The organism is Ensifer sp. ENS09 (genome assembly GCF_014852425.1).
Lineage (GTDB): Bacteria > Pseudomonadota > Alphaproteobacteria > Rhizobiales > Rhizobiaceae > Ensifer.
The window spans coordinates 87,337-113,703 of record NZ_JACVBP010000002.1 but is presented as its reverse complement, the minus strand read 5'-3'; the positions used below and the strand labels follow the sequence as shown (position 1 = coordinate 113,703).

General features: G+C 62.3%; 21 protein-coding genes and 3 tRNA genes. 21 read left to right on the top strand and 3 right to left on the bottom strand.

The window, feature by feature from the left end; translation table 11 throughout:
- Nucleotides 1-31 precede the first annotated feature (31 nt).
- Nucleotides 32-2,239, top strand: a complete 2,208-nt coding sequence (locus tag IB267_RS08695) for an esterase-like activity of phytase family protein (protein WP_192447282.1) — start codon at nucleotides 32-34, stop codon at nucleotides 2,237-2,239.
- A gap of 95 nt (nucleotides 2,240-2,334) precedes the next feature.
- On the opposite strand, the gene IB267_RS08690 is transcribed toward IB267_RS08695, so the two are convergent.
- On the bottom strand, nucleotides 2,335-2,811 hold the full coding sequence (locus IB267_RS08690) for a MarR family winged helix-turn-helix transcriptional regulator (RefSeq protein ID WP_043611481.1): 477 nt from the start codon (nucleotides 2,809-2,811) through the stop codon (nucleotides 2,335-2,337).
- Nucleotides 2,812-3,039: 228 nt separating this feature from the next.
- Complete coding sequence (locus IB267_RS08685; RefSeq protein WP_192447281.1) at nucleotides 3,040-4,878, bottom strand: methyl-accepting chemotaxis protein; 1,839 nt, start codon at nucleotides 4,876-4,878, stop codon at nucleotides 3,040-3,042.
- A gap of 379 nt (nucleotides 4,879-5,257) precedes the next feature.
- On the opposite strand from IB267_RS08685, the gene IB267_RS08680 reads away from it, so the two are divergent.
- From IB267_RS08680 to IB267_RS08670, 3 genes are all read left to right on the top strand, one after another.
- On the top strand, nucleotides 5,258-6,538 hold the full coding sequence (locus IB267_RS08680; protein WP_192447280.1) for a DNA repair exonuclease: 1,281 nt from the start codon (nucleotides 5,258-5,260) through the stop codon (nucleotides 6,536-6,538).
- Entirely contained in the window at nucleotides 6,538-9,993 is a 3,456-nt protein-coding gene (locus IB267_RS08675) for an AAA family ATPase (RefSeq protein WP_192447279.1), read from the top strand. The genes IB267_RS08680 and IB267_RS08675 overlap by 1 nt, the downstream gene beginning before the upstream one ends.
- Before the next feature lie 86 nt (nucleotides 9,994-10,079).
- Entirely contained in the window at nucleotides 10,080-10,478 is a 399-nt protein-coding gene (locus IB267_RS08670; RefSeq protein WP_192447278.1) for a cupin domain-containing protein, read from the top strand.
- Nucleotides 10,479-10,703: 225 nt separating this feature from the next.
- On the opposite strand, the gene IB267_RS08665 is transcribed toward IB267_RS08670, so the two are convergent.
- Nucleotides 10,704-10,779, bottom strand: a tRNA-Val gene (locus IB267_RS08665).
- Between the two features lie 457 nt (nucleotides 10,780-11,236).
- Here IB267_RS08665 and IB267_RS08660 point away from each other — a divergent pair.
- From IB267_RS08660 to IB267_RS08580, 17 genes are all read left to right on the top strand, one after another.
- A tRNA-Asp gene (locus IB267_RS08660) sits at nucleotides 11,237-11,313 on the top strand.
- A 75-nt stretch (nucleotides 11,314-11,388) separates the two neighbouring features.
- Nucleotides 11,389-11,465, top strand: a tRNA-Asp gene (locus tag IB267_RS08655).
- A 299-nt stretch (nucleotides 11,466-11,764) separates the two neighbouring features.
- On the top strand, nucleotides 11,765-12,130 hold the full coding sequence (locus IB267_RS08650) for an NADH-quinone oxidoreductase subunit A (protein WP_034803593.1): 366 nt from the start codon (nucleotides 11,765-11,767) through the stop codon (nucleotides 12,128-12,130).
- On the top strand, nucleotides 12,121-12,699 hold the full coding sequence (locus IB267_RS08645; RefSeq protein WP_034803591.1) for an NADH-quinone oxidoreductase subunit B family protein: 579 nt from the start codon (nucleotides 12,121-12,123) through the stop codon (nucleotides 12,697-12,699). Before IB267_RS08650 ends, IB267_RS08645 begins: the two co-directional genes overlap by 10 nt.
- A gap of 18 nt (nucleotides 12,700-12,717) precedes the next feature.
- Nucleotides 12,718-13,323 carry an NADH-quinone oxidoreductase subunit C gene (locus tag IB267_RS08640; protein ID WP_192447277.1) on the top strand — a complete coding sequence of 202 codons (606 nt, stop codon included), beginning with the start codon at nucleotides 12,718-12,720 and terminating at the stop codon, nucleotides 13,321-13,323.
- Nucleotides 13,324-13,380: 57 nt separating this feature from the next.
- A complete protein-coding gene (locus tag IB267_RS08635) occupies nucleotides 13,381-14,571 on the top strand; it encodes an NADH-quinone oxidoreductase subunit D (RefSeq protein ID WP_192447276.1) in 1,191 nt (396 codons plus the stop codon).
- Nucleotides 14,571-14,828: a hypothetical protein gene (locus tag IB267_RS08630; protein ID WP_043626153.1), complete on the top strand. Its 258-nt coding sequence runs from the start codon at nucleotides 14,571-14,573 to the stop codon at nucleotides 14,826-14,828. Before IB267_RS08635 ends, IB267_RS08630 begins: the two co-directional genes overlap by 1 nt.
- A gap of 16 nt (nucleotides 14,829-14,844) precedes the next feature.
- Entirely contained in the window at nucleotides 14,845-15,975 is a 1,131-nt protein-coding gene (locus IB267_RS08625) for an NADH-quinone oxidoreductase subunit E (RefSeq protein ID WP_192447275.1), read from the top strand.
- An 11-nt stretch (nucleotides 15,976-15,986) separates the two neighbouring features.
- A complete protein-coding gene (nuoF, locus tag IB267_RS08620) occupies nucleotides 15,987-17,291 on the top strand; it encodes an NADH-quinone oxidoreductase subunit NuoF (protein ID WP_192447274.1) in 1,305 nt (434 codons plus the stop codon).
- 6 nt (nucleotides 17,292-17,297) lie between these two features.
- Nucleotides 17,298-17,948, top strand: a complete 651-nt coding sequence (locus IB267_RS08615; RefSeq protein ID WP_192447273.1) for an NADH:ubiquinone oxidoreductase — start codon at nucleotides 17,298-17,300, stop codon at nucleotides 17,946-17,948.
- A 110-nt stretch (nucleotides 17,949-18,058) separates the two neighbouring features.
- Nucleotides 18,059-20,140, top strand: a complete 2,082-nt coding sequence (gene nuoG, locus IB267_RS08610) for an NADH-quinone oxidoreductase subunit NuoG (protein WP_192447272.1) — start codon at nucleotides 18,059-18,061, stop codon at nucleotides 20,138-20,140.
- A gap of 20 nt (nucleotides 20,141-20,160) precedes the next feature.
- On the top strand, nucleotides 20,161-21,204 hold the full coding sequence (gene nuoH / locus IB267_RS08605) for an NADH-quinone oxidoreductase subunit NuoH (protein ID WP_034803570.1): 1,044 nt from the start codon (nucleotides 20,161-20,163) through the stop codon (nucleotides 21,202-21,204).
- Nucleotides 21,205-21,268: 64 nt separating this feature from the next.
- Nucleotides 21,269-21,760: an NADH-quinone oxidoreductase subunit NuoI gene (gene nuoI / locus IB267_RS08600; protein ID WP_025426590.1), complete on the top strand. Its 492-nt coding sequence runs from the start codon at nucleotides 21,269-21,271 to the stop codon at nucleotides 21,758-21,760.
- A 138-nt stretch (nucleotides 21,761-21,898) separates the two neighbouring features.
- Nucleotides 21,899-22,513 (top strand): NADH-quinone oxidoreductase subunit J, encoded by a 615-nt coding sequence (locus IB267_RS08595; protein WP_043626138.1) that lies wholly within the window; start codon nucleotides 21,899-21,901, stop codon nucleotides 22,511-22,513.
- 28 nt (nucleotides 22,514-22,541) lie between these two features.
- Nucleotides 22,542-22,850 (top strand): NADH-quinone oxidoreductase subunit NuoK, encoded by a 309-nt coding sequence (nuoK, locus tag IB267_RS08590; protein WP_034803568.1) that lies wholly within the window; start codon nucleotides 22,542-22,544, stop codon nucleotides 22,848-22,850.
- 7 nt (nucleotides 22,851-22,857) lie between these two features.
- Nucleotides 22,858-24,852: an NADH-quinone oxidoreductase subunit L gene (nuoL, locus tag IB267_RS08585; protein ID WP_192447271.1), complete on the top strand. Its 1,995-nt coding sequence runs from the start codon at nucleotides 22,858-22,860 to the stop codon at nucleotides 24,850-24,852.
- Entirely contained in the window at nucleotides 24,852-26,363 is a 1,512-nt protein-coding gene (locus IB267_RS08580) for an NADH-quinone oxidoreductase subunit M (protein WP_192447270.1), read from the top strand. The genes nuoL and IB267_RS08580 overlap by 1 nt, the downstream gene beginning before the upstream one ends.
- The last annotated feature ends 4 nt before the right edge of the window (nucleotides 26,364-26,367 follow it).

Genomic DNA, 26,367 nt, shown 5'->3' with positions numbered 1-26,367 from the left:
CGCAGAACCCCCATGTTTTCAGTGTTCGCACATGGGGGATTTCATGACCATCACTTCGCGCGTGACCGCGCTCGCGGCCGTTCTTCTTGCCTCCGCAGCATTTCCTGCGGCGGCCGAGCCCGTCTTCAACCGCATTGCATCCTTTGCTGTTGCCGATAACCTGCCGGAAGGCGATGCGCGCAAGACGCCGACATCCGCCGAAATCATCACGGCCAGCGAAGACGGCAATCTGCTCGTCTATTCCGACAGCCCCGGCAAGCGCGTCGGCCTGATCGACATCACCGATGCCAAGGCGCCCAAGGCAGCCGGCACGGTTTCCTTTGACGGCGAGCCGACCTCCGTCACCATCGCCGGTGCAAAGGCACTCGTCGCGGTCAACACGCGCGAGAGCTTCGTCAAGCCGTCGGGGCTTCTGGCGATTGTCGATCTGGCGTCGAAGAAAGTCGATGCGACCTGCGATCTCGGCGGCCAGCCGGATTCGATCGCCGTCAACAAGGACCGCACGCTTGCTGCCATCGCCATCGAAAACGAGCGCGACGAAGAGCTGAACGATGGCAAGATCCCGCAGATGCCGGCCGGCGACCTCGTCATCCTGTCGCTGAAGGATGGTGTTGCCGATTGCGGTTCGCTGAAGCGCGTGACGCTGACCGGTCTTGCCGAGATCGCCGGGGAAGACCCGGAGCCGGAGTTCGTTTCCTTCAACGGCAAGGACGAGATCGCGCTGACCCTGCAGGAAAACAATCACATCGTCATTATCGACGGCAAGACGGGGACCGTGAAGACGCACTTCTCCGCTGGCACGGTCGACCTCAAGAACATCGACACCAAGCGTAACGGCGCGATTGCCTTCAAGGACGAGCAGCCGGGCCGCAAGCGCGAGCCCGATGCGGTGAAGTGGCTCGACGACAACCGCATCGTCGTTGCCAACGAAGGCGACTATGAAGGCGGTTCGCGCGGCTTCACGATCTTCGACACCACCGGCAAGGTGCTGTTCGAATCGGGCGCGAGTTTCGAGCACGCGATTGCCGCCATCGGCCACTATCCAGAGAAGCGCTCTTCCGCCAAGGGCGTCGAGCCCGAGGGGCTGGAAGCGGCGAAGTTCGGCGAGGACAATCTGTTCTTCGTGCTGGCCGAGCGCGCATCTGTCGTCGGCGTCTACAAGGACACCGGCGCAGAGCCTGAGCTGCTGCAGCTCCTGCCGTCGGGCATTTCGCCGGAAGGCGCCGTCGCGATCCCGTCGCGCAATCTGTTTGCGACCGCAAACGAAGTCGATCTCGTCGAGGATGGCGGCGCACGCTCGCACGTCATGATCTATGAGCGTGCCGAGGGCGAAGCAGCCTATCCGCAGATCCGCTCCGCCGAGAAGGACGGCCTGCCGATCGGGTTCGGTGCGCTCTCCGGTCTCGTTGCCGTCGCCGACAAGCCCGGCTTCCTGCGCGCCGTCAATGATTCGGTCTACTCGTCGCAGCCGACGATCTTCACGATCGACGCGACCCAGAAGCCGGCGTTGATCACCGAAGCGCTCGCCATCACCCGTGACGGCGCACCGGCTCAGAAGCTCGACATCGAAGGCATCGCCAATGACGGGGAAGGGGGCTTCTGGCTCGCGTCGGAAGGCAACTCCGACAAGCTCTACAGCCACGCGATCTTCCACGTGAACAAGAAGGGTGAGATCAAGAAGGAAATCGCCCTGCCGGAAGCGCTGCGCGCCGGCGAAACCCGCTTCGGCTTCGAAGGCATCACCGTTGTCGGCGAAGGCGACGAGCAGACGCTGTGGATGGCGGTTCAGCGCGAATGGAAGGATGACGAGAAGGGCTTCGTCAAGCTCGTCTCCTACAACCCGAAGAGCGAAGAATGGGGCGCCGTGCGCTACCCACTCGAAAAGGCCGGTGACGGCTGGGTTGGTCTGTCGGAAATTTCCGTCCACGGCGACTATGCCTATGTCATCGAGCGCGACAACCTGATCGGTCAGGCTGCCAAGCTCAAGAAGATCTATCGCGTTGCGCTCTCGGAACTGAAGCCAGCTGCCCTTGGCGGTGAACTGCCCGTCGTCAAGAAGGAAGAGGTTCGTGACCTCATTCCGGAACTGAAGGCGCTGAATGGCTACGTCGTCGACAAGGTCGAAGGCTTCACCGTCGATGCCGCCGGAAACGGCTATGTCGTCACCGACAATGACGGCGTCGACGACTCCTCTGGCGAAACCCTGTTCTTCTCCATTGGCGCCATCAACGCGATGTAAGCGTTACCGCCCGGAGAAAACGGGAGAGGCCGGGACATGACGTCCCGGCCTCTTTCTGTTTCGGCACTTGTGATTTGCGACGAGCGAGAACGCTCCTAGCGGGCGATCGCGACCTGCGCAGCCTCTTCGGCCTCATCCTTGCGCTTGCGGATCTCGTCCGTCCGGTCGACCAGCTTGCCGACGATATCGTAGAGCGCGTCGAGTTCTTCATCGTCGAGGGCCGAGAAGATCTCCTCGAGCAGCTGTTTGCGGGGATGTTCGGCAGCTTCCAGAACGATGCGGCCGGTTTCGGTGATCGAGACAATCTTGGCGCGCCGGTCCTCGGGATCGGGCTTGCGCATGACCAGGCGGTCACGCTCTAGGCCGTCGATCGCTTCGGTGACCGTGCGCGGCGCAAAGTTCAGCGCACAGGCGATGTCGGTCGAGCGACAGGGGCCGAGCTTGCTGAGGAAGAAGAGGAACTTGCTGCGCGCCAGCGACACGCCTTCCTCGGTCATCGATTCGTTCACCAGCCGGTGAACCCGGTGGTAAAGCTCGAACAGTCTATCGGAAACTTCAAATGTCTTCTTCATGATCGTCGCTGGAATTTCATGAGGTGCCATGTGAAATGGCAGTAACATTAGTGATAGTTATAATTGCCGCCTTTGTCGACACAAACCTCCGGCGTTTCACGGTAACTCCATCGCCGACAAAGAAACGGCCGCCATTTCTGGCGGCCGTTTCATTTTGTTCGGCAAGAAATTCTCGCGATCGGCGACCGTTTGCGTGTCACACGACGTGCGCGTCACCTCGGGTCGCGATCAGGCGGCCCAACGCGATGCGTTGGACGATTGGGCGTAACCGTGACCACCGGCCTCGCCCAGCGTGAAGCGTGCGATCAGCTCGCGCAGACGGCCGGCTTCCTGGGCAAGTTGGGCGCTTGCCGCATTGGCTTCCTCGACCATTGCCGCGTTCTGCTGCGTGACCTGGTCCATCTGGTTGACGGCCGTGTTGACTTCGGAAAGCCCGGCGGACTGTTCCTGTGCCGAGACGGCGATCGCGTCCATGTGCTGGTTGATCGTGACGATGAAGCCTTCGATCGTGCGCAAAGCTTCGCCGGTTTCGCGAACGAGCCGGACACCGCTTTCGACTTCGACGGCGGAGTTGCGGATCAGATCCTTGATTTCCTTGGCCGCGTTGGCCGAGCGCTGGGCAAGCTCGCGCACTTCCTGGGCGACGACGGCGAAGCCCTTGCCGGCATCACCGGCGCGGGCGGCTTCGACGCCGGCATTGAGAGCCAGCAGGTTGGTCTGGAAAGCGATCTCGTCGATCACGCCGATGATGTTGGAAATCTGGCTCGACGAATGCTCGATGCGGCCCATGGCGTCGACCGCACCCGAGACGATCGCGCCGGACTTGCGGGCGCTTTCGTTGGCCTGGCCGGCAACGGTGCGGGCCTCGTGGGTACGCTTCGACGAATTGCCGACATTGACGGTGATCTGGTCGAGCGCGGCTGCGGTCTCTTCCAGCGAGGCCGCCTGCTGCTCCGTCCGTCGCGACAGGTCGTCGGCGCTCTGGCTGACTTCGCGGGCACCGCTGTCGATGCTGCCCGAGGCTGACGAGACGGCGGCAAGCGTGTCGGCGAGCTGGGCGACAGCCTGGTTCAGGTCGTGACGCAGCTGCTCGAAATCGGGCGAGAAAGGTTCGTTGAGCTGGAAGGCGAGATCGCCCGAGGCAAGGCGGCGCAGGCCGGTGGCAAGACCGGCTGTTGCTTCCTGGAGGCGGCGCTGGGCTGCAGCTTCCGCTTCTTCCGTCACACGAAGGCGCTCGGCTTCCGCCTTGGCGCGCTGTGTCTGGGCGTCGGCTTCGAGATGCTGATTGGCGATCGCAGCCTGGCGGAAGACCTCTACTGCACGGGCCATCTCGCCGATTTCGTCCTTGCGGGCGCCATAGGGGATGCTGCTGTCGGTGTCGCCTTCGGCAAGGTGTGCCATCGATCGGGTGATGATCTGGATTGGGCGGGCAATGCCGCGCACGGCATAGAGGATGGCGCCGAGCACGATGACGGCGGCAAGGGCGATGACGCCGATCTCGATCATGCGGATCTGGTCATGCGTCGCCGAGCTTGCGGCAACGGCGGCATCTGCACCGGCGAGGTTCAGCGCGCGCATTTCCTTGATCGCTTCGTCGACCTTGCCTTCGGTCTCGCGCATCTCGACCTTGAAGACGCTCTGCGCCTTCATGTTCTCGAGGTTGTTGGAGAGCTTGACCATGCCTTCGGCGACCGAGAGATAGGCCTGATAGGCGGTCCGGACATTGTCGAGCCCTGCCTTGTCGGCATCGGTGACCATCAGGCTTGAATATTCGTCGGCGAGCTTGTTGAAGCCTGCGACGGTCTCGCCGATGACCTTCTCCGCCGCCTTCTTTTCAAACGGGGTCAGGGAAATCAGATGGCGCGCAAACGCCATGCGGGTATCGGAAAGCTGCGTTTCGAGCGCGCGGGAAAGCGAGACGCGCGGCAGCCAGGTGGTGGCGATCTCGTTGTTGCGCTCGTTCATCATCTTGATGCCGCCGAGAGATGAAACGGCAAGTGCCGAGACGATAACGGCAACCACGAGGAAAAGGGCAATAAGCGTGTGGGAAATCTTGAGCCGTGACATGGTACCCCCGGAAGGACGGCCGTCCGTAAAACTGTACTTGAATTAAGTCATTCCGGCTCTTGATCGTCATGACGGAGCGGATAGCCGAAGCAGGAATCATTCCGGTGCCTGGCCGCGCGTGAAACGCAGCCGGGGCAAACCTATCGAACAAGATGTTACAAAAGCCCTAATCGATTAAAGTGAGTATAATCTGATATTTGCAGGTAGCGCCGCGATGTCTGGAGTGGACGATGTTAACTATTGCCGCCGGCCGCGTCTGTATTAGCGCTGCCTTTACTTCAGATGTTCGAAATATGCTTTCCGGCAGGCTGCGCATCTCGCAAGTGGATGACGCATGACGGCTGATTGACGGGCGGTGGCGGGGCGGCCATGGTCGGCCATGCCCTTCCGTTTCGTCCATACCGCAGACCTGCATCTCGATTCGCCCCTCCGCAGCCTCGCCCTTAGAAACGCCGATCTCGCCGAGATCGTGCGCGGGGCGTCACGGCAGGCTCTGGTCAAGATCGTCGATCTTTGCATCGCCGAAGAGGCCGATGCCTTGCTGATTGCCGGCGACCTCTATGACGGCAGCCAGACGTCGATGAACACGGCTCTTTTTCTCGGCCGGGAACTGCGCAGGCTCGACGAACACAGTATCCGCGTCTTCATCATCCGCGGCAATCACGACGCCCAGTCACAGGTCACCAATGAGCTGACCCTGCCGCCATCGGCCCACGTCTTCAAGGGCAGGGCGAAGGCGGTGGTCGCCAAGACGCTGGCAAGTGGTCGTGACGTCTATGTGCACGGGGTAAGCTTCGCCAGCCCGCATGCGCCCGAAAGCCTGCTTCCGGCCTTCCAGCCGCCGGTGCCCGGCGCGGTGAACATCGGCATGCTGCACACGAGCCTCGCCGGCGCCGCCGGTCACGATCTCTATGCCCCCTGCAGCGTCGCCGATCTCGTTGCCCATGGCTTCGATTACTGGGCGCTCGGCCATATCCATCAGCGGCAGGTCCACGCGGCAGAGCCCTTCATCGTCATGCCGGGCATGCCGCAGGGCCGCGACATCAACGAGGTCGGCGTGAAGAGCGTGTCGCTCGTCACGGTCGACGACGAGGGCCGCCTCAGTGTTGCCGAGCGGGTGATTGGCATTGCCAGCTTCGAACGCCTTCGTGCCGATCTGACGGGCATCACGGAATGGCGCGATATGCTCGATGCCGTCAGGCAGGCGCTGTCGCGCATCTGTAGTGAATCAGCGGCAGAGAACGTCATCCTGCGCCTGGGACTCGCCGGCGCGACGCCCTTGGCCTGGCGCCTTCGCCGCGACGCCGACCTGCTACGGGCGGAAATCGACAACATCGCCGCCGGGATCGCCGGATGCTGGATCGAGAAGGTCGAACTCACCTGCGGCAACGCCCGGATCGAAAAACCGGGCACCATGCTCGATCCCGTCGAAGAGTTGGCCGCACTCGTCGAAACGGACGTCCTGCCGGCGCACGGGTTCCGCCAGGACGTGCTGGCAGCCGTGGAAGATGTTCTGCAACAGCTTCCACCCGAGCTTCGCCAATCTCTGGCGCCGGACGAAGAGGCGGTCGCGCGGCTGGCGTTCGAAGCCGGCGTGTCGGGAACCGCCGAGGTGCTCGCCCATCTTCATGGCGGCGGCGCCGGCGAGGGTGGCCACTGATGCGGCTCAGCGTGCTCGATCTCGTCCGCTACGGCAAGTTCACCGATCGCCGCCTCGACTTCGGCGACAGCGTGCTCGGCACGCCCGATCTCCACATCGTCTACGGCCCGAACGAGGCTGGAAAGTCGACCCTGTTCTCCGGCTTCCTCGACCTGCTCTTCGGCATCGAGCATTCGAGCCCCTATGGCTTCCTGCACCCATACCAGACGATGCGCGTGGGCGGCACGATCGAAGCGGCTGGCCGCAGCGATCGTGTCTTCCGGATCAAGCGAAAGACGAACTCGCTGGTCGGCCTCGACGAGCAGCCCTTGCCCGACAACCTGTTTTCCGGAGCGCTCGGCGCGATCGATCGCGACACCTACCAGATGATGTTCTCGCTGGACGACGAGAGCATCGAGAAGGGCGGCGAGGCGATCCTGAAAAGCGAGGGCGAACTCGGGTCGCTGCTGTTTTCGGCAAGCTCGGGATTGCCGGACAGCACGGCGATCCTTGCAGCTCTGCGCGGGCAGGCCGACGGCTTCTATCGGCCACAGGCACGCAAGCATCAACTGGCGGAGCTGAAAGGCGAGCTTGAGGCCCTGAGGGTCGAACGCAATACGCTCGATATCAATGCGCGCGAATATGCGGCGCTGCGCAAGACGTTGACGCAGGCGCGCGAACGCCACGACGAAGGGATCACGCGCCGTGCCGAACTGCGGCTGGCGCGGACCCGTCTGAAAGCCGAGATTGAAGCGCTGCCCCATTTCGGGCGGTTGCGTGCCCTCCGTGTGGAGCTGGCGAGCGCTCCGCCGCTGCCGGTCCCGCCGGCGGAGTGGGCGAGCGAGCTGCCGGCGCTTCGGCGCCAGGAAGCGGAGATCGAGATCAGGCTGCGGCAGAGCGACAGCGAGATGCAGCATCGCCGCAATGCGCTCGAGGAAATGCCGCTCGACAAGGAAGGCCTCTGCCTGATCGAGCGCCTGACCGCACTTCAGGAAACCGCGCTTGATGCGCGCTATGTCACCGCCGCGCGCGACATGCCGTCTCGACTGGAGGATCTGGCGCGGACCGGGGCAGAAATTCTTGGTTGCCTGCTGCGGCTCGGCGAACCGGCCGACCGCGATCCCGCGTCGCTTTTGTTGCCGGCCGGGACCGGCGCACAGCTTCAGGATCTGGCGCGCCGGCACTCGGCGCTTGTGGAGCGTGTTGCCTCGGCTCGTCTGGAGCTGCAGAGCGCGGTCGAATCGGATCGGGATGCTGAAGGCGGCCTGCTAAAGCTCGAAGAGCAGGGGGCGGCTGATATCTCCGGGCTTGCCGAAAAGCTGTCGCTGTTGCGGCGCAGTGATTGCGTCCTGCGCAAGCAGGCGGCCCAACAGGCGATCGACCGGCTGGATGCTGAACTCGCCGATAGGCTCGTACAACTGAGGCCCTTTGCCGGAACGGCCGATGACCTGCTCGCGCTCGACGTTCCGTCGCCGGCAACGCTGGAGACCTGGCGCAAGGCGGCTACCAGCCAGGAGGAACGGCACCTGCGTGTTGTCGACCGCATCGCCGCCGATGAGGAGCTGCTGGCGGGGGATGAGGCGCGACTGGCCGGACTTTCCGCCGTCGGCGGTACGATGGACGATCTCTCGGCCGTAGCGCTGCGCCAGCGCCGCGATGAAGCGTGGCGCCAGCACAAGGTTGAGCTTGCTCTGGAAACGGCCGCTGCCTTCGAGCAGGTGATGAGCGAAGACGACGAGGTTTCCGCGCGACGCCTTGCGGACACCGCGCGGCTTGCCGACATGCGCGGCCTGTCGCTGTCGATCGCCGAGCGGCGCGCCCGCATCGAGGCGCTGCGTCACCAGGAGAAGCAATCTCTGGCCGACGCGGCGGCGCAGGCACAGGTGTTGGCAAAAGGTGTGTTGGCCTGCGGCTTACCTGGCGCGGTGAGCCTGACGCAGCTGGAGGCCTGGCTGATCACACGGCTTGCGGCGCTGGAGCTGCGTGTGCACTTGCGCACCGCGCGCCAAGATTTCGATCGCGCCCATGCGGAGGAGGCCGAAGCTATTGCCGGCCTGCGCGAGGAGCTTGCGGCCATAGACTTAGGTGGACGCCTGCCGGAGCGGCTCGACAAGCTTCTCCTTGCCGCCGAGCAAGCGGTGTCGCAGGCGCGCGCGCTGGATGGCGCCCGCAGTGCGGCCCGTGAGGCGGCAAAGCGGGCGCGAACGCTTCTGGAAAGCCGGCAGTCGGCGCTGGATATGGCCGAAGACGCGATCGCCGCCTGGCACGAGCAATGGACGGAGGTTCTTGCCAAAAGCTGGCTGGCCGCGCGAAGCGAACCGCTGACGCCGGAGCAGGCCGGCCCGATGCTGGCGATCCTGCAGGAGCTAGACAAGCTGACGCAGCGCAAGGTCGATCTCGAGTATCGCATCGCCGGCATGCGCAAGGACCAGGTTGAGTTCGACCGTGTCATTGCCGAGCTTGCCGGCGGGGCGGTCGCTGACGACACGCTGACGACCTACATGACGTTGAAGACGCGCGCCGCCGAGGCGCAGCGGCTTTCGGATCGCCGCGCAACCTTCCTCGCCGAACTCGCCCGTCTGGAGGAAGAGCGGCGTGTCGCGGGTGCGGAGCGGGAACTCCATCTGGCGCGTAGGCGGCAGGTGCTTGAATTCTTCGATTGCGAAACGCTCGACGAGGCCGCGCAGCTATTCGAGGCTAGCCGGGAACAGCAGCGCCTGCGTGAACGCATTGCCGAATCGGAAGCAGAACTTGCCTCTCGCCTTGAGGTCGCCGAGAGCGGGCAGGCGGAAGCTTTGCTCGCGGAACTTGACGATACGGCGGTTCGGCTGGAACTGGCGCGGCTGGATGCGGCACTCGAAGAATGCGACCGCGACGTGAGTGAACTGCATACGCAAATGCGGGAAAGGGAAAAGGCGCTCGCAGCTGTCGAAGGCGGCGACACGGTCGCAGAACTCGAGCAAAAGCGGCGGACGCTGCTGCTCGACATCGAAAACAAGGCACTTGCCTATCTGCGGCTTCGCGCCGGCGTCATTGCCGCCGAGACCGCGCTTCGTCTTTTCCGCGAGCGGCACCGCAGCGCCATGATGCGGCGCGCGTCGGAGACTTTCAGCCGGATCAGCGGCGGAGAATATTCCGGCCTGTCGGCGCAGTCCGACCGGGGCCAGGAGTTCCTGATCGCCAATGCTGCGGCCGGCGGATCGAAGCTTGCAAAGGACCTTTCCAAGGGCACGCGCTTTCAGCTCTATCTGGCACTCAGGATCGCCGGCTATCACGAAATCGCCGCCGCCCGCGAATCGCTGCCCTTCATCGCCGACGACATCATGGAGACCTTTGACGACGGGCGCGCAGGCCGCGCCTTCGAGCAAATGGCCGAAATGGCGCGTGTCGGCCAGGTGATCTATCTGACGCACCACGAACATCTTTGCGAGATCGCCCGTGAGGCCTGTCCGACTGTGACAATTCACAGGTTATGATAGGCTCGCGGATGAGGTCGGGCCTGTTGGCCGTAGCGCATTTCTGCTGACGACGAGCGCGCATACGAAAATCGGAGGAACGAGAGATGGACATCATACCCGGTGGATCGAGACCTTCGATGCGCGCTCCGGCGGAATACTTCACCGGCACGGTGCGCCAGGACCCGGTAATCGAGGCCGCTGCACCGGCGCGCGTCCGCGCCGTCAGCGTCACCTTCGAGCCCGGCGCGCGCACGGCCTGGCATACGCATCCGCTCGGCCAGACGCTGGTTGTCACCGCCGGCCGTGGCCTCGTGCAAAGCTGGGGTGGCCCGGTGCAGGAGATTCGCATGGGCGATGTCGTCTGGTTCCCGCCGGGCGAAAAGCACTGGCACGGTGCAGCGCCCGATACGGCGATGGTCCACCTTGCGATTCAGGAGGCGCTCGACGGGAAGGCTGTGGATTGGCTGGAGCATGTAAGCGACGAGCAGTATCGCGGCGGCTAGCGCCGCTGCGCCACCGACACATTGCGATTTGGCGGTCTTGCTGCTTCAGGCGAGGGTGACGGTGGCGGGTATCGCGATCGGGGCCGTCGAATCCCTGATTCCCGGCCGCTGACGGCCGAGCTCTAAAGCGAAGGCAACTCAGAACGAAAGGCAGATCGCAAACGGCGCGCGATAACGTGAGCGACAAATGGGGCGGGTTCGATGATATTTTTCTTCGGGAGAAAATGGTGGGCGATGAGAGACTCGAACTCCCGACATCCTCGGTGTAAACGAGGCGCTCTACCAACTGAGCTAATCGCCCTTCCGCGTTTGGACCGGATCAGTCCGCCGCGTCGGTGGCCGTGATCTAGGCGTAACCGAAAAAAACCGCAAGAGCATTTGTATCGTTTTTTTGATTTTTTTTGTTGGCGATTGCGCGATCCCCTGAAACTGCGGGCTTCGTGCTTGTGGACAAAATACGCGTATGGCGCCCCGGCAACGATGCGCGGGGGAGGGAGGGAAGAAGATCCGGAATCAACCTCCCTGTATGCGCATGGACCAGAGCATGATCGGGGAGGGGCGATGGGCCGGTGGCGGCAGGCGCCATTGGTCCATTCTGATTTCGATCGTTTTATTGCCCTGTGGATCAATTTTCATTCCGTCACGGATTTGTCTTCAAACACGCTTGACACCCCAATCCGAACCGCTTAGTTAGCCGCTCATCGAACGGCGCTGCTGCTCGATGCGGGGCGGAAACGCCTCAACCAAGTCAAGATGATGCGGGTGTAGCTCAGTCGGTTAGAGTGCCGGCCTGTCACGCCGGAGGTCGCGGGTTCGAGCCCCGTCACTCGCGCCACTCTTGATCTGGAATTGCCTTAGGTTCTCATCGAGGGCTGATGGTGATACTAATGATCGTTCGCGGTCATCATGCGCGGGTGTAGCTCAGTCGGTTAGAGTGCCGGCCTGTCACGCCGGAGGTCGCGGGTTCGAGCCCCGTCACTCGCGCCATTTCTTCTCTCCTCCTTTCTTGCAAATCGCGTCGGCTTTAGGGCCGGATTGTGCGCTGCGGCAATCTGTCTCGTCTCGCTTTGTTTTACCGTAAAGTTCGCCTCGGCCCGCAAATCGGCGCTTTGTCGGTATCACCCGTCTGATCCTGTGGTGCGAAGCGGTTTAAATGGCCCCTCAAGGCTTGCGCGACGACGCGGGCTGCGCTAACCACTCCGGCGTTGCAACATATTTTTCGGCCTGCGAGATTTGTTGTTCTGGCGCTCTCCCATGCGCCCTCCCGCAGGCAGGGACGGATAACAATGACTGAACTTCTCGGTTCCTACGTTCCGATCGCGATTTTCATTGGAATCGCATTGGTGATCGGTGTGGCGCTTCTGATTGCGCCCTTCGCCGTCGCCTTCAAGGCTCCTGATTCGGAAAAGCTGTCGGCCTACGAGTGCGGCTTCAATGCGTTCGACGACGCCCGCATGAAGTTCGACATCCGCTTCTACCTCGTGTCGATCCTCTTCATCATCTTCGACCTTGAAGTCGCCTTCCTCTTCCCCTGGGCGGTATCGTTCCACGAACTCGGCTGGTTCGGGTTCTGGTCGATGATGGTCTTCCTCGGTGTGCTGACGATCGGCTTTATCTATGAATGGAAGAAGGGAGCGCTGGAATGGAACTGACCTCCGGCACCACGCTCGTTGCGCCCAAGCCGAAAGGGATCATCGATCCCTCCACCGGCAAGCCGATTGGCAGCAATGACGCATTCTTCGGCGAGATCAACAATGAGCTCGCCGACAAGGGTTTTCTGGTCACCTCGACTGACGAGCTCATCAACTGGGCCCGTACCGGTTCGCTGATGTGGATGACCTTCGGTCTCGCCTGCTGCGCGGTTGAGATGATGCAGATGTCGATGCCGCGTTACGACGCAGAGCGTTTCGGCTTTGCGCCGCGCGCCTCGCCGCGCCAGTCCGACGTCATGATCGTCGCCGGCACGCTGACCAACAAGATGGCGCCTGCGCTCCGCAAGGTCTATGACCAGATGCCGGAGCCGCGTTACGTCATCTCGATGGGCTCGTGCGCCAACGGCGGCGGCTACTACCACTATTCCTATTCCGTTGTTCGCGGCTGCGACCGCGTCGTTCCCGTCGACATCTATGTGCCAGGCTGTCCTCCCACGGCAGAAGCGCTGCTTTACGGCGTGCTCCTGCTGCAGAAGAAGATCCGCCGGACCGGCACGATCGAGCGCTAAGGGCAGGGGGTCTTTGATATGAGTGAAGCCCTGAATGAGCTTGCGTCCTACCTGCGTGAAACGCGCGGCGCGCTGATCTCCGGCGCATCGCTGGCCTACGGCGAGCTGACGCTGACGACGACATCGGCGAACCTGATCGCGCTGCTGACGTTTCTTCGTGACGATGTGCAGTGCGCCTTCGTCAATTTCGTCGATGTCTGCGGCGTCGACTGGCCGCAGCGGCCGGACCGTTTCGACGTTGTCTATCATCTCTTGTCGCCGCGCCAGAACCTGCGCGTGCGCATCAAGGTCGCAACCGGCGAAAACGAGCCGGTTCCGTCGGCCACGCCGGTCTATCCCGGTGCCGACTGGTTCGAGCGCGAAGCCTACGACATGTACGGCATCCTGTTTACCGGCCACCCTGACCTGCGTCGCATCCTGACGGACTACGGTTTCGAAGGACATCCGCTGCGCAAGGACTTCCCGGTCACCGGTTTTGTCGAAGTGCGTTACGACGACGAAGCAAAGCGCGTCGTCTACGAACCCGTCGAACTGAAGCAGGAATTCCGCAACTTCGACTTCCTCTCTCCCTGGGAAGGCACGGACTACGTGCTGCCCGGCGACGAGAAGGCGAAAGCACGGTGAGACTAAATGGTCCGCGGTAGCCGGTGAACGGCTGCCGTCCGGCCTGGAGCAATCGGTATGACCGAACATAACGTCCGCAATTTCAACATCAACTTTGGCCCGCAGCATCCGGCGGCCCACGGCGTTCTTCGTCTGGTGCTCGAGCTTGATGGCGAAATCGTCGAGCGCGTCGATCCGCATATCGGCCTGCTGCATCGCGGCACTGAGAAGCTGATCGAGACCAAGACCTATCTGCAGGCCGTGCCCTATTTCGACCGCCTCGATTACGTGGCGCCGATGAACCAGGAGCACGCTTTCGCTCTGGCTGTTGAGAAGCTGACGGGCACGGAAGTTCCGATCCGCGGCCAGCTCATCCGCGTTCTCTATTCGGAAATCGGCCGTATCCTGTCGCATCTTCTGAACGTCACCACGCAGGCGATGGACGTCGGTGCGCTGACGCCGCCGCTCTGGGGCTTCGAAGAGCGCGAAAAGCTGATGGTGTTTTATGAGCGTGCCTGCGGCGCGCGCATGCACTCGGCCTATTTCCGTCCGGGCGGCGTCCACCAGGACCTGCCGCACGAACTCGTCGAAGACGTCGGCAAGTGGATCGATCCGTTCCTGAAGACCGTCGACGATATCGACGAACTCTTGACCGGAAACCGCATCTTCAAGCAGCGCAACGTCGACATCGGCGTCGTCAAGCTCGACGATGCCTGGGCCTGGGGCTTCTCGGGCGTGATGGTGCGTGGCTCGGGCGCTGCCTGGGACCTGCGCCGTTCGCAGCCCTACGAATGCTATTCGGACATGGAGTTCGATATCCCGATCGGCAAGAACGGCGATTGCTTCGACCGCTACCTGATCCGCATGATCGAAATGCGCCAGTCGGCGCGCATCATGCGCCAGTGCGTCGATCGCCTGCTCGGCGACGCCAAGGTCGGCCCGGTTTCGTCGCTCGACGGCAAGATCGTTCCGCCGAAGCGCGGCGAGATGAAGCGTTCGATGGAAGCGCTCATCCACCACTTCAAGCTCTACACCGAAGGCTACCACGTGCCCGCCGGCGACGTTTACGCCGCCGTCGAAGCGCCGAAGGGTGAATTCGGCGTCTATCTCGTCTCCGACGGCACCAACAAGCCCTATCGCTGCAAGATCCGCGCTCCGGGTTATGCGCATCTCCAGGCGATGGATTTCCTCTGTCGGGGACACCAGCTTGCCGACGTTTCGGCCGTGCTGGGCTCCCTCGATATCGTGTTCGGTGAGGTGGACCGCTGATGCGTCTCGCGCCCCTGGCCACGCTCGCTCTTCTCGCACTCGCATCGACCGCTTCCGCACAGGAGCAGGTCGATAGCGGCGCGACGTCGGGCGGCATGCGCGGGGGCTCGATGGCCGATCTCGTTGCCAAGGGCTACGAGATCAAGGCCGCGGTCGCCAATGGCACGCGCTACATCGTATTTTTGCAGAAAGACCAGTCAGCCTATGCCTGCGAATTCGTCTCGGTGACGAAATCGCGGTGCGGTTCGATTAACTGATAAGGTGTCCACTAGAATGTCCGTTCGTCGACTAGCCGAAGACACCGTCCAGCCAGCGAGCTTTGCCTTCAGCAAGGAGAACGCCGCCTGGGCGAAGGAAACGATCAACAAATACCCCAAGGGTCGTGAGCAGTCTGCCGTCATCCCGTTGTTGATGCGCGCCCAGGACCAGGACGGTTGGGTCACGAAGGCCGCCATCGAGTCGATCGCGGACATGCTCGGCATGCCGTATATCCGCGCGCTCGAAGTTGCGACCTTCTACACCCAGTTCCAGTTGAAGCCGGTCGGCACGCGCGCCCACGTTCAGGTTTGCGGCACGACGCCCTGCATGCTGCGTGGCGCCGAAGACCTGATCAAGGTCTGCAAGAGCAAGATTGCCCATGATCCCTTCACCCTGAACGAGAGCGGCACGCTCTCCTGGGAAGAAGTCGAATGTCAGGGCGCCTGCGTCAACGCACCGATGGTCATGATCTTCAAGGACACCTTCGAAGACCTGACGCCCGAGCAACTCGAGCAGATCATCGACCGGTTTGAGGCAGGCAAGGGTGCTGAAGTTACCCCCGGTCCGCAGATCGATCGCATCTATTCCGCACCCGAGGGTGGCCCGACCACGCTGATGGCGGCAGGCTCTGCTTCGGCCAAGGCTGCGCCCGGCGCTGCCAAGAAGGCAAGCGATGCGCCGGCCGTCTCGGTTCCGCCGTCGAACGCCGGCCGTGTCAAGACCGCAGCGAGCGAGACCAATGCTTCGCTGAAGACGCCGGCAACGGCAAAGGCGGAAGCCGCTGCCAACGCCAAGGTTGAAGGCGACACCGTTGACAAGTCGACCCCGGTGAAGGCCGCCGCCGTTTCCGGCAAGCCGTCGCTGGAGGACAAGAACCGTCCGGCCGGTATCGATAAGCCGGCAGCTGTCGACGACCTCAAGCTGATCTCGGGCGTCGGTCCGAAGATAGAAGGTACGCTCAACGAACTGGGCATCTACACCTACGCGCAAGTTGCTTCGTGGAAGAAGGCGGAGCGCGAGTGGGTTGACGGATACCTGAATTTCAAGGGCCGCATCGAACGCGACGACTGGGTCAAGCAGGCCAAGGCGCTCGCCAAGGGCGGCGAAGCCGAATACATCAAGGTCTTCGGCAAGAAGCCGCGGTAAAGAGGTGAATTATGCTCAGAGATGAAGACCGCATCTTTACCAACATTTACGGCCTCAAGGACAAGTCCCTGAAGGGCGCCATGGCGCGCGGCCACTGGGACGGCACCAAGCAGCTGCTCGAAAAGGGCCGTGACTGGATCGTCAACGAAGTGAAGGCCTCCGGCCTTCGCGGCCGTGGCGGCGCCGGCTTCCCGACGGGCCTCAAGTGGTCCTTCATGCCGAAGGAAAGCGACGGCCGTCCGCACTACCTCGTCGTCAACGCCGACGAGTCCGAGCCCGGCACCTGCAAGGACCGTGACATCATGCGTCACGATCCGCACACGCTGATCGAAGGCTGTGTCGTCGCCAGCTTCGCCATGGGTGCCCATGTCGCCTACATCTACGTGCGCGGCGAATTCGTCCGCGAGCGCGAGGCGCTGCAGGCCGCGATCGACGAGTGCTACGCCTACGGCCTGCTCGGCAAGAACAACAAGCTCGGCTACGACATCGACATCTACGTGCACCATGGTGCCGGCGCCTATATCTGTGGCGAAGAAACCGCGCTGCTCGAAAGCCTCGAAGGCAAGAAGGGCCAGCCGCGCCTGAAGCCGCCGTTCCCGGCCAACATGGGCCTCTACGGCTGCCCGACGACCGTCAACAATGTCGAGTCGATCGCGGTTACCCCGACGATCCTGCGTCGCGGCGCCGGCTGGTACACGAGCTTCGGCCGTCCGAACAATCACGGCACCAAGCTCTATTCGGTCTCCGGCCACGTCAACCGTCCTTGCACGGTCGAAGACGCGATGTCGATCCCGTTCCATGAGCTGATCGAAAAGCACTGTGGCGGCATTCGCGGCGGCTGGGACAACCTGCTCGCCGTCATCCCCGGTGGTTCGTCCGTTCCTTGCGTGCCTGGCGCGCAGATGAAGGACGCGATCATGGATTTCGACGGCCTGCGCGAGGTTGGTTCCAGCCTCGGAACCGCCGCCGTCATCGTGATGGACCGGTCGACCGACATCATCAAGGCGATCTGGCGCCTCTCCGCCTTCTACAAGCATGAGAGCTGCGGCCAGTGCACGCCGTGCCGCGAAGGTACCGGCTGGATGATGCGCGTCATGGAACGCATGGTTCAGGGGCGCGCCCAGAAGCGCGAGATCGACATGCTGTTCGACGTCACCAAGCAGGTGGAAGGCCATACGATCTGCGCGCTCGGCGACGCAGCCGCCTGGCCGATCCAGGGCCTGATCAAGCATTTCCGTCCGGAGATGGAAGCGCGCATCGACGAATACACCCGCAATGCCTCGTCGCATGGCGCGGTTCTGGAAGCGGCGGAGTAAGGCACGATGGCCGGCGCACGCGGGGAGGGACAGATGAAGGGACAGGCCGAAGCAGGCATTCCGTTCGCGCGTCCGCTTGGCGGCGATCCGGCCGATCCGTTCGGCATGGGCGAATGGATGAAGGGCCTTTCAAAGGTGCCGCTGCATCCGCTGATGGTCCATCCGGCAGCCGCAGTTGCGGCAGCGACCGCGATCGGCTTAGGTATCACGACCCAGATTGCAGGCGCCATGATCGGCGCGATGCAAGGGGCCGTCGAGGCAGCGCAGAAGCGTGTAGAGCCCGCAGCCTCTGACGCGGCGCCTGCCGTCGTCGCAAAGACGACGCAGGCCGAAGCAAAGCCGGAACCGGTCGCCAGGCCCTCCGCGCCTGCCAAGCGCGCAGCGGCAAAGCCGGCGGTCGAGAAGGTTGCCGCTGAAAAGGTGGTCAGGGCGCGCACCGCGCGTGCCAAGGCGAAAGCCGCCGACGACCTCAAGCGGATCTCCGGCATCGGCCCGAAGCTCGAGCAGGTGCTGAACGCCAAGGGCATCAGCGGCTTTGCCGACATCGCCGGCTGGAGCGAGGCGGATGTCGCCCGCTTCGACGACGAGCTTGGCTTCGGCGGGCGGATCAAGCGGGACGATTGGGTTGGACAGGCCAAGGCGCTGAAAGGCGCGTGAGACAATAGGGGCGGGGACCGGAGACGGCCATCGCCCGCAAGCAGCAAGGCTGTGTTGGAATTGTCCGTCGCCGATGGGCCGACGGACGGAAGACAGGATTGAGTACGAAGATGGCAAAGCTGAAAGTCGACGGAAAAGAGATCGAGGTACCGGATCATTTCACGCTGCTTCAGGCGTGCGAAGAGGCCGGGGCTGAAGTTCCGCGCTTCTGTTTCCACGAGCGGCTTTCGGTCGCCGGCAACTGCCGCATGTGTCTGATCGAGGTGAAGGGAGGGCCGCCCAAGCCCGCCGCCTCCTGCGCCATGGGCGTGCGCGACCTCCGTCCGGGCCCGAACGGCGAAGCGCCGGAAGTCTTCACGACCACGCCGATGGTCAAGAAGGCGCGCGAAGGCGTGATGGAATTCCTGCTGATCAACCATCCGCTCGACTGCCCGATCTGTGACCAGGGCGGCGAATGCGACCTGCAGGACCAGGCCATGGCCTTCGGTATCGACAGCTCGCGCTACCAGGAAAACAAGCGCGCCGTCGAAGACAAGTACATCGGCCCGCTCGTCAAGACCGTGATGAACCGCTGCATTCACTGCACGCGCTGCGTTCGCTTCACGACAGAAGTTGCCGGCATTGCCGAGCTTGGCCTGATCGGCCGCGGCGAAGACGCCGAAATCACCACCTATCTCGAGCAGGCGATGACCTCCGAGCTGCAGGGCAACGTCGTTGACCTCTGCCCGGTCGGCGCGCTGACCTCGAAGCCGTTTGCCTTCACCGCCCGTCCGTGGGAGCTGAACAAGACCGAATCCATCGACGTGATGGACGCGCTCGGCTCGGCGATCCGCGTCGACACCCGCGGCCGCGAAGTCATGCGCATCATGCCGCGCGTCAACGAGGACATCAATGAAGAGTGGATCTCCGACAAGAGCCGCTTCATCTGGGATGGCCTGAAGACGCAGCGTCTCGATCGTCCTTACGTCAAGAAGGACGGTCGTCTGCAGCCGGCGACCTGGGGCGAAGCCTTCCAGGCGGTCAAGGCTGCCGTTGCCCAGACCTCTGGCGACAAGATCGGCGCCATTGCCGGCGACCTCGCTTCGGTCGAAGAAATGTACGCGCTGAAGAGCCTGATTGCAGCGCTCGGCTCCGAAAGCGTTGACTGCCGCCAGGATGGTGCCGCACTCGACCCGTCGCTCGGCCGCGCCAGCTACCTCTTCAACCCGACGATCGCTGGCATCGAAAGCGCTGACGCGCTGCTGATCATCGGCTCCAATCCTCGCTTCGAGGCGTCTGTTCTCAACGCCCGCATCCGCAAGCGTTACCGCATGGGCAACTTCCCGATTGCCGTGATCGGCGAGCCGGGCGAGCTGCGCTATGAATACGAATATCTCGGCGCCGGCACCGAAACGCTGGCCGAGCTCGTCTCCGGCAAGGGCAAGTTTGCGGCGACCTTGAAGAAGGCGCAGCGCCCGATGATCCTCATCGGCCAGGGTGCTGTTGCAGGGGAGGGCGGCGCTGCCGTTCTTTCCGCTGCCGCCAAGCTCGCTGGCGCCGTCGGTGCGGTCACCGCTGAGTGGAACGGCTTTGCCGTTCTTCACACGGCCGCCTCCCGCGTCGGTGGTCTCGACCTCGGCTTCGTTCCGGGCGCGAACGGCAAGACGGCGGCCGAGATGGTCACCGCCTCCGACGTTCTCTTCCTGCTCGGCGCCGACGAGATCGATCTTGCGGAACGCAAGTCCGGCTTCACGGTCTATATCGGCTCGCACGGCGACAACGGCGCACATGCAGCCGACGTCATCCTGCCGGGCGCGACCTACACCGAAAAGTCCGGTACCTGGGTCAACACCGAAGGCCGCGTTCAGGTCGGCAACCGCGCCGGCTTCGCACCGGGCGATGCCCGCGAGGATTGGGCGATCATCCGCGCGCTTTCCGACGTGCTCGGCAAGAAGCTGCCCTTTGATTCGCTTGGCGAATTGCGCTCGAAGCTCTATGCGGCCCACCCGCATTTCGCCGATATCGACGCGATCGCGACCGGCAACGGCGACGAAATTGCCGCACTTGGTCAAAAAGCCGGTGAGATGGGCAAATCCGTGTTTGCGTCTCCGGTCAAAGACTTCTATTTGACGAACCCGATAGCGCGCGCATCCGCCGTCATGGCCGAATGCTCGGCTTTGGCACGCAACAATTTCAAAGCTGCGGCGGAATGAGCGCGAGGGAATAGAGTATCATGGACGCTTTCGTTTCGACCTATGTCTGGCCCGCGATCATCATGGTCGCCCAGTCGCTGCTGCTCCTGGTCGCGCTGCTGCTTTTCATCGCCTACATCCTGCTCGCTGACCGTAAGATCTGGGCTGCAGTTCAGCTCCGCCGTGGTCCGAATGTGGTAGGCCCGTGGGGACTTTTCCAGTCCTTTGCCGACCTTTTGAAGTTCGTCTTCAAGGAGCCGGTGATTCCCGCCGGCGCCAACAAGGCGATCTTCCTGCTCGCCCCGCTCGTCTCCGTGACGCTGGCGCTTGCCGCCTGGGCGGTGATCCCGCTCAACGCCGGCTGGGTGATCGCGAACATCAACGTCGGTATCCTCTTCGTGTTCGCCATATCTTCGCTTGAAGTTTATGGCATCATCATGGGCGGTTGGGCGTCGAACTCCAAATATCCCTTCCTCGGCGCGCTTCGCTCCGCGGCACAGATGGTTTCCTACGAAGTCTCGATCGGCTTCGTCATCGTCACCGTTCTGCTCTGCGTCGGCTCGCTGAACCTGACGGACATCGTCAACGCGCAGTCGAGCGGAATTGGTACGAACCTCGGCCTGCCGGCGTCGTTCCTCGACTGGCATTGGCTGGCGCTGTTCCCGATGTTCATCGTGTTCTTCATTTCGGCGCTGGCCGAAACGAACCGCCCGCCCTTCGATCTTCCGGAAGCGGAATCCGAACTCGTCGCCGGCTTCATGGTCGAGTACGGCTCCACGCCTTACATGATGTTCATGCTCGGCGAATACGCCGCCATTTGCCTGATGTGCGCGCTGACGACGATCCTGTTCCTCGGCGGCTGGCTTCCTCCGGTCGACGTCTGGTTCCTCAACTGGGTTCCCGGCATCATCTGGTTCGTGCTGAAGGCATCCTTCGTGTTCTTCATGTTCGCGATGGTGAAGGCTTTCGTGCCGCGGTACCGCTACGACCAGCTGATGCGTCTTGGCTGGAAGGTCTTCCTGCCGATCTCTCTCGCAATGGTCGTGATCACTGCGTTCGTTCTCAAGCTGACGGGAGCCGCATGACGATGGCTCACGTTTGGCAGCATACCGCCGGCCGCTCCCAGGCCGGCAACTCTGGAGGTAAATGATGGCCGGTCTTTCGCAAGCCGTCAGCTCGCTGTTCCTGAAGGAATTCGTCGGCGCGTTCTTTCTGTCGATGCGTTATTTCTTCAAGCCGAAGGCGACGTTGAACTACCCCTTCGAAAAGGGGCCGGTCAGCCCGCGCTTCCGCGGCGAGCATGCGCTGCGCCGTTATCCGAACGGTGAAGAACGCTGCATCGCCTGCAAGCTGTGCGAGGCGATCTGTCCTGCACAGGCCATCACCATCGAAGCCGGCCCGCGCCGCAACGACGGCACCCGCCGTACGGTTCGCTACGACATCGACATGGTGAAGTGCATCTATTGCGGTTTCTGCCAGGAAGCCTGTCCGGTCGATGCCATCGTCGAGGGCCCCAACTTCGAGTTCGCCACCGAGACGCGCGAAGAGCTGTACTACGACAAGGACAAGCTCCTCGCCAACGGCGACCGTTGGGAACGGGAAATCGCACGCAACATCGCAATGGACTCGCCTTATCGCTGAGGCCAGAGCGTAGTGCCGCCCCGGGGAGGGCGGTGCATGTGACATAGGTTTGGGCAACGGCCGGACGCGTGTCCGGCTTTGCCTGTGGAGTGGGGCCAGAAGCGCCTCACACCGTGCAAGACGAAGAAGGCACCGATCATGGGTCTGCAGGTTCTTTTTTTCTATCTCTTTGCCTTCATCGCGGTGGCGTCGGCATTCATGGTCATTGCGGCCAGGAACCCGGTTTATTCGGTTTTGTTCCTGATCCTGACCTTCTTTAACTCGGCAGGTCTGTTCCTGCTGACCGGCGCCGAATTCCTCGCGATGATCCTGCTGGTCGTTTATGTCGGCGCGGTCGCGGTGCTGTTCCTGTTCGTGGTCATGATGCTCGACATCGACTTCGCGGAACTGCGGGCCGGTGTGCTCGAATACGCGCCGGTCGGCGCTCTGATCGGTCTGATCCTTGCAGCCGAGCTCATCATCGTGGTTGGCGGTGCGACGTTCTCGCCGGAGATCGCCAAGTCGATTTCGATGCCGATCCCGGCGGTCGCCGACCGCACGAACACGGCAGCGCTCGGCGACGTGCTCTATACCCACTACGTCTACTTCTTCCAGATCGCTGGCCTGGTCCTGCTCGTCGCCATGATCGGCGCGATCGTGCTGACCCTGCGCCACCGCGACAACGTCAAGCGCCAGAACATCCCGCAGCAGGTTGCCCGCACGCCCGAGACCGCCGTCGAAGTGGTCTCGGTCAAGCCCGGCCAGGGCATCTAAGTCGGACGCGAGATCGAGGAACAAAAAAATGGAAATCGGAATTTCCCACTATCTCACCGTCAGCGCCATCCTGTTCACGCTGGGCGTCTTCGGCATCTTCCTGAACCGGAAGAACGTCATCGTCATCCTGATGTCGGTCGAACTCATTCTTCTCGCGGTCAATATCAACATGGTCGCCTTCTCGGCGTTCCTGAACGATATCACTGGCCAGGTCTTTGCCCTGTTCATCCTGACCGTCGCGGCTGCGGAAGCGGCCATCGGACTTGCAATTCTCGTCGTCTTCTACCGCAACCGCGGCTCGATCGCTGTTGAAGACGTCAACATGATGAAGGGCTGATTGGGCTATGGATACCATCATCAAGGCTATCGTCTTCCTGCCTTTGATCGGCTTTCTGATCGCCGGCCTCTTCGGTAATTCGATCGGCGCCAAGGCATCGGAGTTTGTCACCAGCGGTCTGATGATCATCGCTGCTGCGCTCTCCTGGTACGTCTTCTTCGACGTGGCCATGGGGCACCAGGAAATGATCAAGGTTTCGGTGCTGCGCTGGATCCAGTCCGGCAGCTTCGATGTCGAATGGGCGTTCCGCGTCGATACGCTGACGTCCGTCATGTTCGTAGTCGTCAACACGGTGTCGACGCTCGTGCATGTCTATTCGATCGGCTACATGCACCACGATCCGCATCGTCCGCGCTTCTTTGCCTATCTGTCGCTCTTCACCTTCGCGATGCTCATGCTCATCACGTCGGACAACCTGCTGCAGATGTTCTTCGGCTGGGAAGGCGTGGGTCTGGCGTCCTACCTGCTCATCGGTTTCTGGTACAAGAAGCCGTCGGCCAATGCTGCGGCGATGAAGGCCTTCATCGTCAACCGCGTCGGCGACTTCGGCTTCTCGCTCGGCATCTTCCTCGTCTTCGTGCTGTTCGGTTCGATCAGCTTCGAGACGATCTTCGCTGCCGCCAAGACCTATCTGCCGGCTGAAGGTGCAGCAGCAGGGGAGGCGGTCGTCACCCTGTTCGGCATGCATCTCGACAAGGCTGACGCCGTTACTGCCGCGTGCCTGTTGCTCTTCATGGGTGCCATGGGCAAGTCGGCGCAGTTCCTGCTGCACACTTGGCTTCCGGACGCCATGGAAGGCCCGACCCCGGTTTCGGCTCTTATCCATGCGGCAACCATGGTTACCGCCGGCGTCTTCCTCGTTGCACGCATGTCGCCGCTGTTCGAACTGTCGCCGGATGCGCTGACCGTCGTCACCATCATCGGTGCGATCACCGCCTTCTTCGCGGCGACCGTCGGCCTCGTCCAGAACGACATCAAGCGCGTCATCGCCTATTCGACCTGCTCGCAGCTCGGCTACATGTTCGTGGCGCTCGGCGTCGGCGCCTATGGCGCGGCCATCTTCCACCTGTTCACGCACGCCTTCTTCAAGGCTCTCCTGTTCTTGGGTGCCGGTTCGGTCATCCACGCCGTCGATGGCGAGCAGGACATGCGTTACATGGGTGGTCTCAGGAAGCACATTCCGGTTACCTACTGGATGATGTTCATCGGCACGATCGCACTGACCGGCGTCGGCATCCCCGGTACGATCATCGGTACCGCGGGCTTCTTCTCGAAGGACGCGATCATCGAATCCGCCTATGCCGCGCATAGCTCGGTTTCCGGCTTTGCCTTCGCGTTGCTGGTCGTCGCTGCGCTCTTCACCAGCTTCTACTCCTGGCGTCTGGCCTTCATGACGTTCCACGGCAAGCCGCGCGCTTCCTCGGATGTCATGCATCACGTCCACGAATCGCCGCAGGTCATGCTGGTGCCGCTCTACATTCTTGGTGTTGGTGCGCTCGTCGCCGGCTTCCTCTTCCACGACTACTTCTTCGGCCATCACTATGCCGAGTTCTGGAAGGGCGCGCTGTTCACATCGGCTGAGAACGAAATCCTCGAGACCTACCACGATGTTCCGAAGTGGGTTAAGTGGAGCCCGTTCTGCGCCATGGCGCTTGGCCTCTTCACCGCCTGGTACATGTATATCCGCCGGCCGGAACTGCCGAAGTATCTGGCAGAACAGCATCGCGGCCTCTACCAGTTCCTCTTGAACAAGTGGTACTTCGACGAGCTCTACGACTTCCTGTTCGTGCGCTCGGCCAAGTGGCTCGGCACCTTCCTGTGGAAGGAAGGCGACGGTCGCGTGATCGATGGCTACGGCCCGAACGGCATTGCCGCTCGCGTGCTCAACGTCACTGACCGCGTTGTCCGCCTGCAGACTGGTTACCTCTATCACTACGCGTTTGCGATGCTCATCGGCATTGCCGCGCTTGTTACTTGGATGATGTTCAGGAGTTCCTTCTGATGACCGATTGGCCCGTACTTTCCGCGGTCACCTTCATGCCGCTCGTCGGCGTTCTGCTTCTCTTGCTTGTCAGGGAAGACAGCGCCTACGGCCGCCGGAATATCCTGAACGTTTCGCTGCTGACGACGATCTTCACCTTCGCGGTGTCGGTCTACATCTGGTACCAGTTCGATGCCTCGAACCCCGGCTTCCAGATGATCGAGAAGCATGAGTGGCTCGGCACCGGCATTTCCTACCATCTGGGTATCGATGGCATCTCGATGCTGTTCGTCGTGCTCTCGGCCTTCCTCATGCCGTTCTGCGTGCTCGCAAGCTGGCTGTCGATCGAGAAACGGCTCAAGGAATACATGATCGCGTTCCTGGTCCTGGAAACGTTCATGATCGGCGTCTTCGTGTCGCTCGATATCGTGCTGTTCTACGTGTTCTTCGAAGCCGGCCTGATCCCGATGTTCCTCATCATCGGCGTCTGGGGCGGCAAGGACCGCGTTTACGCCAGCTACAAGTTCTTCCTCTATACGCTGCTCGGCTCGGTGCTGATGCTGCTTGCGATCATGGCGATGTACTGGCAGGCCGGTACGACCGACATCACGCAGTTGCTCGCCTATAACTTCCCGCGCCAGATGCAGACCTGGCTTTGGCTCGCCTTCTTCGCATCCTTTGCGGTGAAGATGCCGATGTGGCCGGTCCACACCTGGCTTCCCGACGCGCACGTTCAGGCGCCGACTGCAGGCTCGGTCATCCTGGCCGGCGTGCTCCTGAAGCTCGGTGGTTACGGCTTCTTGCGCTTCTCGCTGCCGATGTTCCCGTTGGCATCCGACTACTTCCAGCCGTTCGTCTTCACGCTCTCGGTCGTCGCCATCATCTACACCTCGCTGGTGGCGCTGATGCAGACCGACATCAAGAAGCTGATCGCCTATTCGTCGGTGGCACACATGGGCTACGTGACAATGGGTATCTTTGCTGCCAACGTTCAGGGCGTTCAGGGTGCGATCTTCCAGATGCTGTCGCACGGCATCGTCTCGGGCGCGCTCTTCCTTTGCGTCGGCGTTGTCTACGATCGTCTGCACACCCGCGAAATCTCCGCCTATGGCGGTCTCGTCAACAACATGCCGAAATATGCCGTCGCCTTCATGGTGTTCACCATGGCGAACGTCGGCCTGCCGGGCACATCCAGCTTCGTGGGTGAAGTGCTGACCCTGGTTGGCGCCTTCCGTGCCAACACGTGGGTTGCGCTCTTTGCCACCTCCGGCGTGATCCTGTCGGCGGCTTACGCGCTCTGGCTCTATCGCCGGGTCGTGTTCGGTGCCTTGGAAAAGGAAAGCCTGAAGGCGTTGCTCGACCTGTCGCCGCGCGAAAAGGCGATCCTTTATCCGCTGGTGATCCTGACGATCTTCTTCGGCGTCTACCCGGCACCGATCTTCGATGCGACCGCGGCCTCCGTGGATCTGCTCGTCAACAACTACTCCGCAGCCCTGCAGGCAGCGCAAAACGTTGCGCTTTCGGTGCAATGACCAC